The organism is Bradyrhizobium sp. McL0616, assembly GCF_049993385.1.
Taxonomy (GTDB): Bacteria; Pseudomonadota; Alphaproteobacteria; order Rhizobiales; family Xanthobacteraceae; genus Bradyrhizobium.
In genome coordinates this window covers 516,233-527,942 of sequence record NZ_CP188255.1, presented here as the reverse complement: position 1 = coordinate 527,942, position 11,710 = coordinate 516,233, and the positions used below count along the sequence as shown (strand labels likewise).

The 11,710-nt window shown below is 63.3% G+C and carries 12 protein-coding genes; 2 read left to right on the top strand and 10 right to left on the bottom strand.

Going from position 1 to position 11,710, the window contains the following annotated elements; translation table 11 throughout:
• Position 1: 1 nt before the first annotated feature.
• Positions 2 to 982, bottom strand: a complete 981-nt coding sequence (locus ACPPVR_RS02495; RefSeq protein ID WP_426612718.1) for a Bug family tripartite tricarboxylate transporter substrate binding protein — start codon at positions 980 to 982, stop codon at positions 2 to 4.
• Between the two features lie 52 nt (positions 983 to 1,034).
• The gene (locus ACPPVR_RS02490; RefSeq protein WP_426612717.1) at positions 1,035 to 2,678 is read right to left on the bottom strand and encodes an FAD-dependent oxidoreductase; all 1,644 of its coding nucleotides are present in this window, start codon (positions 2,676 to 2,678) and stop codon (positions 1,035 to 1,037) included.
• 113 nt (positions 2,679 to 2,791) lie between these two features.
• Here ACPPVR_RS02490 and ACPPVR_RS02485 point away from each other — a divergent pair, with 113 nt between their 5' ends.
• The gene (locus tag ACPPVR_RS02485; protein WP_426612716.1) at positions 2,792 to 3,697 is read left to right on the top strand and encodes a LysR family transcriptional regulator; all 906 of its coding nucleotides are present in this window, start codon (positions 2,792 to 2,794) and stop codon (positions 3,695 to 3,697) included.
• A gap of 49 nt (positions 3,698 to 3,746) precedes the next feature.
• Here the strand turns inward: ACPPVR_RS02485 and ACPPVR_RS02480 are convergent, their stop codons facing one another.
• Positions 3,747 to 3,938, bottom strand: coding sequence for a hypothetical protein (locus tag ACPPVR_RS02480; protein ID WP_426612715.1), 192 nt, complete (start codon positions 3,936 to 3,938; stop codon positions 3,747 to 3,749).
• Between the two features lie 64 nt (positions 3,939 to 4,002).
• A complete protein-coding gene (locus ACPPVR_RS02475) occupies positions 4,003 to 4,620 on the bottom strand; it encodes a cytochrome b (protein ID WP_426612714.1) in 618 nt (205 codons plus the stop codon).
• A 401-nt stretch (positions 4,621 to 5,021) separates the two neighbouring features.
• Between ACPPVR_RS02475 and ACPPVR_RS02470 the strand changes: the two genes are divergently transcribed.
• Entirely contained in the window at positions 5,022 to 5,426 is a 405-nt protein-coding gene (locus ACPPVR_RS02470; RefSeq protein ID WP_426612713.1) for a c-type cytochrome, read from the top strand.
• 272 nt (positions 5,427 to 5,698) lie between these two features.
• Here ACPPVR_RS02470 and ACPPVR_RS02465 read toward each other — a convergent pair whose 3' ends face one another.
• The 6 genes from ACPPVR_RS02465 to leuC are packed head-to-tail and all read right to left on the bottom strand — an operon-like array spanning position 5,699 to position 11,655.
• Positions 5,699 to 6,574, bottom strand: a complete 876-nt coding sequence (locus ACPPVR_RS02465) for an ABC transporter permease (protein WP_426612712.1) — start codon at positions 6,572 to 6,574, stop codon at positions 5,699 to 5,701.
• On the bottom strand, positions 6,571 to 7,398 hold the full coding sequence (locus ACPPVR_RS02460) for an ABC transporter ATP-binding protein (RefSeq protein WP_426612711.1): 828 nt from the start codon (positions 7,396 to 7,398) through the stop codon (positions 6,571 to 6,573). Before ACPPVR_RS02460 ends, ACPPVR_RS02465 begins: the two co-directional genes overlap by 4 nt.
• A gap of 2 nt (positions 7,399 to 7,400) precedes the next feature.
• Positions 7,401 to 8,450: an ABC transporter substrate-binding protein gene (locus ACPPVR_RS02455; protein WP_426612710.1), complete on the bottom strand. Its 1,050-nt coding sequence runs from the start codon at positions 8,448 to 8,450 to the stop codon at positions 7,401 to 7,403.
• Positions 8,450 to 9,589, bottom strand: a complete 1,140-nt coding sequence (gene leuB / locus ACPPVR_RS02450) for a 3-isopropylmalate dehydrogenase (RefSeq protein WP_426612709.1) — start codon at positions 9,587 to 9,589, stop codon at positions 8,450 to 8,452. Before leuB ends, ACPPVR_RS02455 begins: the two co-directional genes overlap by 1 nt.
• On the bottom strand, positions 9,586 to 10,221 hold the full coding sequence (leuD, locus tag ACPPVR_RS02445; RefSeq protein ID WP_426612708.1) for a 3-isopropylmalate dehydratase small subunit: 636 nt from the start codon (positions 10,219 to 10,221) through the stop codon (positions 9,586 to 9,588). The genes leuB and leuD overlap by 4 nt, the downstream gene beginning before the upstream one ends.
• Positions 10,222 to 11,655, bottom strand: coding sequence for a 3-isopropylmalate dehydratase large subunit (gene leuC, locus ACPPVR_RS02440; RefSeq protein WP_426612707.1), 1,434 nt, complete (start codon positions 11,653 to 11,655; stop codon positions 10,222 to 10,224).
• Positions 11,656 to 11,710 lie beyond the last annotated feature (55 nt).

The following is an 11,710-nucleotide window of genomic DNA, read 5'->3' as shown; positions in this document are numbered from 1 at the left end:
CCTAGTTCGCCTTGATGCCGGCCTCGCTGATGAGCTTGCCCCATTTCGTGCTCTCGCTCTGAATGAAGCGGCCGAACTCATCCGGCGAGGTCGGCGCGGGCTCCGCGCCGAGGGTCCGGATCTTTTCGGCCACCGACGGGTCCTTCAGGGCTTTCACGAAGGCCTCGTTCAGCCTGCTGACGATGTCGGCAGGCGTGCCGGCCGGAGCAACGAGCCCGAACCAGCCGACGGATTCGAAGCCCGCGAGACCGCTCTCGGCAAGCGTGGGCACATTGGGCAAGGATGGCACGCGGCGCGCCGAGGAAACACCGATCGCGTTCAGCTTGCCGTCGAGGATCAGTTGCAGTGACGCGGGGACATCCAGCACCGCGAAGGGGACATGCCCCGCGAGGACGTCGACGGCCGCCGGCGCCGTCCCGCGATACGGAACCAGTTCCATGTCGATCCCTGCCTTCTGAGTGAACAGCGCCGCCGTCAGATGCATCGCCGTCGAATTGCCGCCATGGCCGATCGACAGCGCGCCCGGCTTTGCCTTGGCAAGCGCGATCGCCTCCGCAACATTGTGGGCAGGGACGTCCGCTGAAGCGACCAGCACGAAGGGAATTTCCGCGAACAGCGTGATGGGCGCAAGATCCTTCGGATCGAACGGCATTGACGAATTGAGGTGCGGGTTCACCGTCAAGGCGCCTGCCGGCGCGACGCCGAGCGTGTAGCCATCGGGCCTCGCCTGCGCGACCGCGGCCATGCCGATATTGCCCCCGGCCCCGGCGCGATTCTCGATCACCAGGCTCTGCTTCAGCTCCGCAGTGACTAACGGTTCGAGCGCGCGGATGACGGTGTCGGCGCTGCCGCCGGGCGGGAAGGTGACGATGATCTTGATCAACTGCTCGGGATAGGCCGCTTCGCTCGCCTCCAGCGGCAGCACCGCGAAAATGGCACCCGACAGCACGGCCAGAATGCGACGCCTTGCAATTTGAAACACGCTCGTCTCCTCAATGCATTTTTTCATTGTCGCCAACGGCCGGCCTGAATCGTCAGGCGGCAGCCACGCCGGTGATGCGCGCCAGCAAGCTTTGCGGATTGTCAGGCGCCGCCTGCCCGCGCCAGGCGATGTGCTGGTCGGGCCGGACCAGCACGAGATTCTCGGCATAGGCACCGTTCGCCTCGTCCGGCGCGAGGTCGATCAGTGCGAGCGGCAGGGCGCGCGCCGCTGCGGCGGACAATAGCGGCGCCACATCGATCGTCGGGTCGAACCGCAGCAGATTGTAGCCCATCCCGAATGCGTCATAGAGCGATCGTCCGTCGCGCAGGAACAGATGCGGCGCGCGGGCGCCCGGGACGGTGCAGGGCGTAAAACTTCCCATCGCGTAGGGCGGCGGGGTCTCGCCGTCATAGGCGATGATCGGCGAGGCATCATAGTAGTAGCCGAAGTTGAGGCCAGCACAGCAATATTGCTGCACGTTGAGATCGTAGGCCGCCCTGGCCAGCGATGCGCGCGCCGCGTGACCGCGCGGCGTATCGTCCTCGATCTCCGCAGAGACGCCGCCGCGTTGCGCCATCATCTTCATCGCGTGGTCCATCGCAAAGCGCGACACTTGTTCCGTGATGGGCTGACGCTCCGCCTCGTAGGCATCGAGGATCGCGGCCGGCGCCCAGCCGTTCAGGTGCGCCGCCAGCTGCCAGCAGAGGTTTACGGCATCGGCGATGCCCGCATTCATGCCGTAGCCCGCATAGGGCATCCACAAATGCGCGGCGTCGCCGCAGATGAAGACCCTGCGATCGCGGAAGCGGTCGGCCACGAGGCGACGTCCGACCCAGTCCTCCTTGCTGAGGACGCGGTATTCGAAGTGCGCGTCGACGCCAAGAATGGCGCGGATCGCCCAGTCGCGATCGACCGTATCGAATTCCGGCTCGTCGGGCTTGAGATGATTGTGGATCAGCCAGCGGTCGTGACCGTCGATTGCAACCGTGGTGCCCGAGCGTCGCGGGTTGAGCGAGAGCACCATCCAGGCCGGCTTGTGCGCCCCCATGAGCTCCTTGAGCTGCGGGGCTTCGATATAGGTCGATTGCACGCGCTGGATCACCGGCGTGCCGGACAGGCTTGCACCGATCGATTTGCGGACGAGCGAACGGCTGCCGTCACAGCCGATCACGAAGCTGGCTTCGATGCGCAGCGTGTCTCCGCTGTCGAGGTTGCGCGCCAGCGCGACCACATGGTCGTCGTCCTGCTCGATCTCAGTGATTTCCGTGCGTGCCAGAATGGTGATCCGCGGCTGCGCCGCGGCGTGGCTGAACAGGATCGGCTCGAGATAGACTTGGTTGATCCGGTGCGGCGGCTCGGGCGTCGGCCACCAGGTGTCGGGGCCGCCGGTTGCGCTGTAGCGGCGCGCGCGGGAGGGAATATCGATGCGGCAGAGCTCGATGCCGGTCGCGGTGGTCCGATAGGAGCAATCGTTCGGGAAGTCCGCGGGCAGACCAGCGTCGCGCAGCTTTGCGGCGACGCCCAGCCGGCGGAAGACTTCCATCGAGCGCGCTGACACATGGTTGCATTTGACGCTGGGCGGATCGCCGGCATGGCGGATCTCCGCGACGACCACGTCGATCCCGCGCGAGGCCAGATCCATGGCCGCGGTCAGTCCCACCGGCCCGGCGCCCACGACCAGCACCTGTGTCCTCATCGTCTCGATCCCTTGCATGGAAGCGGACTTCGCCGCTTGCGCAGCATGCATTTTATTGCAGGGCGGCTTATAAGATAAGCCAGAAAGAACTCATCAATTCATGAGCTTTGGCTATGAATGTCACGTTGCGGCAGCTACAGGCCTTCACTGGCGTCTATCGCGCGCGCAGCATCACGCGGGCCGCGCGCGAGCTTGGCATCACACAATCGGCGGCGAGCCTGTTGATCCGGCAGCTCGAAATCCAGCTCGGCGTGAAGCTGTTCGATCGCTCCACGCGTTCGGTACAGCCGACGCTGGCCGCCGACGAGGCTTTTCACGCCGCCGAACGCATGCTGGGCGATGCGGTTGGCTTGTCACGTAGCATGCGCGACCTCGCGCAGGCGCGCGCCGGCCGCGTCGCATTCATCGCCTCGGCCGGCACCGCGTCGGCGCTGCTGCCCTTGGTGCTGGCGAGATTCCGCGCAGGCTATCCCGACATCGAGATCGACATGCGCGATGTTGCCGCCGACGATCTCGTTCCACGCCTGATCGCAACCGACGCGGAGTTCGCGATCGGCAGCGTGGAAGGCGAATTCGCCGACATGACGAGCGAGACGCTGACCCGTGGGCGGCTCAGCGCCATCGGCCGGCGCACCGCCGATTTCGCCGCACGGCGCTCGCTGACATGGGACGAACTGGCGCAGCTGCCCACGATCGCGATGCGGCGCGAGACGCGAATCCGCATGCAGATCGATCAGGCGCTGGGCACGCAGGGCAAGCGCCTCAATCCAACCTATGAAGTGACGCTGATCAACACCGCGCTCGCGATGACGGCGCAGGGCCTGGGACTTGCCATTCTCCCCGCGACGATGCTGCCAGCCGACCAGTTTCCGACGCTGATCGCAAAGCCGCTGGTGCGGCCTGCCATCACCCGACCGGTGTCGCTGCTGCAGCGTCAGGGACGGACACTATCGCCGGCCGCGCAGGCGTTCGTGGCGACGGCGCGGACTGTGCTGGCGGCGCGAGCGGCGTCAGGCTAATTCCAAGAGCCACGTGCCAAGCGGCGGCTTATCCGGCGAATCAGTTACGCTAAAATTGCAACGACCGCGCCTGATCAGCGAAGGTCGCGCCGTGGCGCACGACAAGGGCCAGGCCACCTGCCCGCAGGGCTTGCGCAACATCCTTGTCGTTCGCCTGAGCCTGTGCGTGGCCGGGAGCATGGCCGAAGATACCCTTAAATGCCATTGCGGCGGCAATTGCTGATCTCAAGATCAGAGGCATCGTTGATAGTCCATGATGGATGATTTTGATTCACCCCGCGCAAAAGACCCGCTGAAACTCGGCTTTATTCCGCTGGGTCGGACTTCAAGCGCGGCCCAGTTTCCATCGGCAACATGCGCTGCATGATATCGTCACCTAGAACGAGGCGATGAAACAGCGCCGCGCCTGCATGTAGGCCGATTAGCACCATGAGTGCTGTCGCGCCGATCTCGTGTGCTTGAGCAAAAGCGCTGCGCAGCGCGGGATCAAATTCGACAAGTGTCGGGACCTGCCAGAAGAGCAAGCTGAAGGGCTGACCCAGGAGAACAGTTCGGGCCACCCCCGTGAGAGGCATCGCCAAAAGCAGGATGTAGAGGCCGTATTCATTGGTCTTAGCGGCGACCTGCTGGAGATTCGGCATATTGGAGGGGAAAGGAGGGACATGGGCAAAATATCGACGCCAGATCGCCCGGACGACCACTTCGAGCCAAACAACAATCCCGGAAGATCGATGCACGAACAAAAGCAACTCTGCGAGATTACTCTGATGGTTCATCAGCTCGCGCACCCAAATGCTGGTGAATTGGACGACGATCAGAAACACCGTCAACCAGTGCAACGCGACGCTCGTTCGGTCGAAACGATCCATCGAGCCCGAAAGGCTCGAAGCAATATGATTAGTCGGATCTGGCGCGTTTTCCATTTTGCACAACTCCAATTCATTTTCAGGTCAGACCGAAGGACCAGGCTGACGATCCAAAGACGACTGGAGTGCTGTTGCTTCTATTCCCCGTCCTGATGGCAATCAGGGCGCACGACCCAATTCCGTCGCAAAACAATTGGTGTTGAGACTGTGATCGCACTGGGCGGACCGCGCGTAAAGCGTCAGCAGCCGCGGCAGATGCTTCTCACGAGGCCGTCAACCCGAACGTCTTCCTGATCAAGATGCCGTTGACCACCAGTTTCGACAACATCGATGGCCGTTGACCGGCTGCTTCATAAGCCAATTCACAAATGATTCCGACTTTGTTGCTTCGGATGGCGCGGGAATAAAGCTGCAACGATTCAAGTCCTCCCTCGCGATATCCCAAGCAGGAGAGATTCATGGGAAAACGTTCGAGCCGCTGTGGCATGATTCACTGGAGACTGATTTTGGCTTGCGCGGGCATGTTGTCTGCACCGGTGCTTTGCTGGAGTCCCGCGAACGCTGCAGGAGATGCCGCGCATGGAGAGGTGCTTTACCAGGGTTGCGAGGATTGCCACTCAATCGAAAAGAACGACGTGGGGCCGATGCACAAGGACGTCGTCGGACGGGCCGCCGGAACCGTGCCGGGGTACAATTATTCGCCGGCGTTGCGGAACTCAAAAATTGTGTGGACCGAGGAGAATCTCGATATGTGGCTGACCGGCCCACAACAGTTTATCCCCGGAACGAAGATGTTCTATCAGGTCAAGAAGGCGCAGGATCGAGCTGATCTTATCGCGTTCCTCAAGGACCGCGCGCACTGAGTGTCGTTTAGCGCGTGTTGAGTGCTCAGCTCCGCCTGCCATCGGAGTCAATTTCGAAGCGGTGGACGCGGCGTTCGGCCGGCCCCACCGGCGATGCATCGATATCGCACAACTGGGCGAGGCCTGGCAGAGCGGCCCGCACCTGGTCAGGTGAGGATCATCGAGATGGTGGTCCCACCGGGTTCGTTGCTACGCGACATCGAGCCGATCTATCGCGCCGCGGCGGAGCTAGCGTAGCGGGAGGGCGTGTGACGAACGCGATGCCGTTCGACCTACTCCGCCAGATTGTGCTGCTGCCAGCGCAGCAGATAGGCCTGCAATCGCCAGATCAGCGCGGACAGCGCAACGCCGACCAGCATCAGCACGATGACGGCGACCATCATTCCCGATGCCTCCGCGCGCGCCTCGGACTCGATGATCAGGCGTCCGATTCCCCGTTCCGCACCGATGAACTCGCCGACAATCACCCCGATCAGGGCGAAGGAAATCGCAGGTGTCAGCGAGGCGAAGACCCAGGCCATGGTCGAGGGGATGACCACCGTCCGGGTGATCTGCCATTCGCTGGCGCCGAGCAACCGCGCCGCGTTGACAAAGCCCTCGTCGATCGAGCGCGCCCCTTCGAACGTATTGAAGAACACGAGGAAGACCACCACGATCCACGACGTCACAATCTTCGAGGTATCGCCGATGCCGAACGCCAGCACGATGATCGGCGCCAGCGCGATGCGGGGGATCGAATTCACCGCCGTGATGAACGGCTGGAAAATGGCGCTCAGCCGATCCGAACGGCCGAGCACGAGGCCCGCGGCAAAGCCGCTGCTGACGCCGGTCACGAAGCCGAAGAACGTGTTCTTCAGGGTGACCGCGGTCGCGATCCAGAGATTGTTCTCGGACCGCGCCATGCAGCGGCTGAATTCGCCATTGAACCAGCCGTTGAACACGCCGAGCTTGGACTTGAGGCAGCTCAGGATCAGGAAATGCTGGAAGATTTCGGATGGCTTGGACACGAAATAGGGGTCGAGCAGATCCGGCACTGCCCAAGGAAAGCGGCCGTGCAGATCGTATCCCCATTGCCAGATCGACAGGAAAACGGCGCAGATCAACGCCTGCCAGGCCAACGTTCTGCCGGGGCGACGCGCGTGCCTCATGGGCTGCGGCCCTTGATGAATTCCTCGCCGAGCGAATGCCAGACCTGCTGAAACAGCTCAGCATAACGCGGCGTCTCCCGGATCCTCACGGCATCACGAGGGCGGGCAAAATCCACCTCGAAGATATCCTTGATCCGGCCGGGCCGCGCGGAAAACAGAATGACGCGATCTGCCAGCGTCAGGGCCTCGCCGAGATCATGGGTCACGAACAGCACGGTCTGCTGCTCGCGTTCCCAGATGCGAAGCAGCACATCGTGCATGTCGATCTTGGTGTGGGTGTCGAGCGCGCCGAACGGCTCGTCCATCAGCAGAACCTGCGGTTCAACGACAAGCGTTCGCATCAAGGCGGCCCGCTGGCGCATGCCGCCCGACAATGTCGAGGGATAGGCATTTTCAAAGCCCTGCAGTCCGGCCTGCGCCAGGCAAGCCCTGACACGATCCTTTCGCTCCGCCGCCGGGACACCCGCCAGTTGCAGGCCGTAGCCGATGTTGTCGGCGACGGTACGCCAGGGAAACAGGGTATCGCGCTGGAACACATAGCCGACATTCGGCGTCGCTTGTCCGGGAACGACGGGCACACCGTCAATCAGGATCTGACCGCTGGTCGGCTTGACCAGTGTCGCGATCATGTTGAGGACGGTGCTCTTGCCGGAACCGGATGGCCCCAAAAGCGCGACGAATTCACCGCGCCGGACATTGAAGGAGACGTCGCGCACCGCCTCGATGGCCGTACCCGCCAGCTGGAAGGTCTTGCACAATCCGCGCACGTCGATGCGCCGCATGTCGGGCGACACATCGGACCGCGGCGCGTGTAAGGCCTGCATCGTCAAGCCGGATAGGCCTTGCGCGCCGCTTCGATGAAGCTGGTACTGACGACGTCGGCCATGGCGACCGGCTTGATGCCGGTCATTTCACGGAACCAGACCTTCTGACCGCGTGCGAAGCTGGCCTCATCGATGATGCCGTCGTAATCGGTGACCTTCTTCATGATTCCGATGTCGAAAATGTTCGCATCGCGCGACGTGCTCCCGACGTAAGGCTCGATCGCATCATAGATCTCTTCGGGAGAGTGCCCTTTGATCCACTGGGTCGCGCGCCACAGCGCCGTGACGAACGCCTGCATCTTCTGCGGGTCCTTGTCGATGGTCGACTGCAGGGTGAAATGCGACGTCACCGGGACCTTGCCGCCAATATACTTGGCCCAGACCGTCTCGTCCGTTCCGTCGAACAACAGCGCGCCCCAGCCCTGCTCGATCGAATCCTTCAGGATCGACGGCGAGTTGATGAGAACATCGACCTGTTTGGTTTTCAACGTGCCCATCATGGTGTCGACATTGCCGGTGCCGATCCAGGTGACCTTGTCGTCCAGTCCCATGGTTTCCATGTAGTAGGAGGCCCATACGTGGTTGGTGCCTCCCAGCGACGACACCGCAACGATCGGCTTGCGTCCGTCAGGCCGTTTCCAGTTCGCCAAGGCCTCCAGGGTGGTGATGCCCTGATCGAACAGATCCTTCCGGATGATGAAGATGGCGGCGTTGCTGCGGGTATCGACCGGCATCAGCACCCGCGCGCTGCGGCCGTGATTGCTGAGCTGCATCGGGTGGGTGATATCGCCGATGCCGATATCACCCTGGGACGAGGCGATGATCTCGCGCGTCTTCACGCCGCTGCCACCCTGGATCAGCTTGCAGTCGAGGCCGGCTTCCTTGAAGAACCCGGCCCGGTCGGCGACGAATTGAGACTGATAGACCGGAATCGCCACCGGATAGATCACGCGGCCCGACGGGGCATCCGCCCACACCCGCCCTGCCGCCATGGAGGAACCGGCGCCGGCGACAATCGTCAGCGCGGCCCGTCTGGTGACCCGAGTCCTCATCACGCGTGCTCCCTCTCTTTGCCGACCACCTTGTCGAGCGCGTTCAGCACCGCATCGCCCATCTCCTGGGTCGAAAGTCTTTTTGCGCCGGGTTCGGCGATATCGGCAGTTCTTGCGCCGGCGGCGAGGGCCGTATCCACGGCCTTCTCCAGCAGCGTGGCATCATCGGGCCGATTGAGGGTGATACGCAACATCATTGCGACGCTGAGGATCGAACCGAGCGGATTGGCGATGCCCTTGCCCGCAATATCGGGCGCGCTGCCGTGAACCGGTTCATAGAGCGCCTTGCGACGTCCCAGCCGGTCCGGCGGCCCGAGCGAGACCGATGGCAGCATGCCGAGCGAGCCCGACGCCATGGCGGCGCAATCGGAGAGAATGTCGCCGAAGATATTGCAGGTCACCATGACATCGAATTGCGACGGCGCCCGCACGATCTGCATGGCGGCGTTGTCGACATAGAGATGCGTCAGCTCCACGTCGGAGAATTCCGCTTGATGCAGCGCGATGACCTCCTCGCGCCACAGCACGCTGGTTTCCAGCACATTGGCCTTGTCGACCGAGCAGACCCGACCTTTGCGCGTCCGCGCCAGTTCGAACGCGGTTCGCGCCACCCGGCGGATCTGGCTGGTGGTGTATTGCTGGGTGTTGAAGCCGCGGCGCTGGCCGTCGGGCAGCGTTTCGATGCCGCGTGGCTCGCCGAAATAGATGCCGCTGGTGAGCTCGCGGATGATGATGAAGTCGACGTCCTTCAGCACCGCAGCCTTGAGCGGCGCAGAGTCCGCCAATGCCGGATTGGCAACGATGGGCCTAAGATTGGCATAGAGGTCGTACTTGCTGCGCAGCGACAGCAGGCTTCCCGCCTTGCGCGCCGCCGGAGGCACTTCCGTGGTTTCCGGGCCGCCGGTCGCACCCCAGAGGATGGCGTCGGCCTCCTCCATCGCCTCGACAGTGTCATCCGGCAACACCTTGCCGGTCGCCAGATAAGGGATGAGACCGTATTGGGCTTCGCGCAGAACCACCGGAGCGCCGCGCCGGTCCGAAAACCATTTGAGAATGCGATGGGACTGGTCGGTCACCTCGGGACCGATGCCTTCACCACCGACCACAGCCACCTTGATCGTGTTCGAGAGCGTGTTCATGCCTGATGTCCTGCAAAGTGAATCCACGGCCGCGCGGCGCGGTCGGATGCCTGAAATGCGCGGATCTCTTGGTCCCGCCGCAACGTCAGCGAAATCTCGTCGAGGCCTTCGAGCAGACCCGCACGCCGGCGCGGATCGATCTCGAAGCCGTGCCGCACGCCCGATGGCGAGGTGACCGTCTGCTCCTCCAGATCGACGCTAAGGCGTCCCGCACCCTGGCTCGCCTCGATATCGGCGGCGAGGCTGTCGATGACGGCTTTGTCCAGCACCACCGGCAGGATGCCGTTCTGGAAGCAATTGGCGAAGAAGATATCGCCGAAGCCGGAGCCGATGATGGCGCGGATGCCCATTTCCTGCAGCGACCACACCGCCGCCTCCCGCGACGAGCCGCAACCGAAATTCGGCCCGGTCACCAGGATTTCCGCGGCGCGATAAGGCTCGCGATTGAGGATGAACTCCGGGTTCTCCGAGCCGTCCGGCCGGTAGCGGAGCGAGCCGAACGCCCATTTTCCGAGACTGCCGCGGACGGAATTTCCGATCATGCGGTTGATGCTGATGATGACATCGGTATCGACATTGGTGCGCATGATCGGCGCGGCAATCGCGGTGACTTTGGTGAAAGGTTGCGACATCTAGCGCTCCAGCGTTCGGACATCGGCGATGGCGCCGGACACCGCCGCCGCCACGGCCATGGCCGGGCTCGCCAGATGGGTGCGGGCACGCGGCCCTTGCCGGCCGATGAAATTGCGGTTCGATGTCGATACCGAGCGCTGGCCGGGCGGCACGGTTTCGCCGTTTGCGGCAAGGCACATCGAGCATCCGGGCTCGCGCCATTCGAAGCCCGCGTCGATGAAGATCTTGTCGAGCCCTTCGGCCACCGCCTCGCGCTTGACTGTCTCCGAACCCGGCACCACCCAGGCGCGCACGCCGGGCGCAACCTTGCGACCACGTGCGACCTCGGCCGCGGCGCGCAGATCGCTGAGGCGGCTGTTGGTGCAGGAGCCGATGAAGACCCAATCCACCTTTGTGCCGGCGATCGGCGCACCGGGCTTCAACCCCATATAGTCGAGCGCGATCTCGATCGCGCCGCGGCGGGCTGGATCGGCAATGTCTGCGGGATCCGGGATGCGGCCATCGACACCAAGCACATGCTCCGGACTGGTGCCCCAGGTGATCTGCGGGATGATGGTTCCGACGTCGATCGTTACCTCGCGATCGAATATGGCGTCGCTGTCGCTTGGAAGCGTTCGCCACGCCGCGACGGCGCGGTCCCACATCTCGCCTTGCGGCGCATAAGGACGGCCGCGGACATAGGCGAACGTCGTCTCATCCGGGGCGATCAGCCCCATCTTGGCGCCGAGTTCGACCGAGAGATTGCAAATGGTGAGCCGCCCTTCGATCGGCAGGTCCCTGATCGCGCTGCCGGCATATTCGACCGCGTAACCGGTGCCGCCCGCGGCGCCGACATGGCCGATCAGAGCGAGGATGAGATCCTTTGCCGTGACACCGAACGGCAGGGCGCCGTCGAAATTCACGCGCATGGTTTTCGGCCGGCGCTGGATGATGGTCTGGGTCGCCAGCACATGGGTGAGCTCGCTGGAGCCGATGCCGAAGGCGAGCGCGCCGAGCCCGCCATGGGTACAGGTGTGACTGTCGCCGCAGACGATCAGGCAGCCGGGCAGGCTGAGGCCGAGCTCCGGCCCAATGACATGGACAATACCCTGCCCGGGCTGGTCGAGGTCGAACAGCCGGATGTTGCTGGCGGATGTCTCGGTCCGCAGCGCCGCCAGCAGATCCCACCCGGTCTTGATCGTGCCGGCACGCCCGGACGCGGTCGAAATCGCATGGTCGGGCGTGGCGAAGGTCAGTTCGGGATTATGGACCGGAATGTTGCGGCTTTTGAGGTCGAGCAGGCCACGGGAGCCGCCGAGGTCATGCAGCAGATGTCGATCCACATGAAGCAGATCGGTATCATCGCTGAGCTGAGCGATGACATGCTGGTCCCAGATTTTGGCCAGCAGCGTGCGACCGCGCGTGTCCACGATCCGTCCTCCCAAGTTCGGCATCTATGTGCCGTATGTGCTGCCGATCATGCCGACCGACAGCCATCTTGGGAAGAAG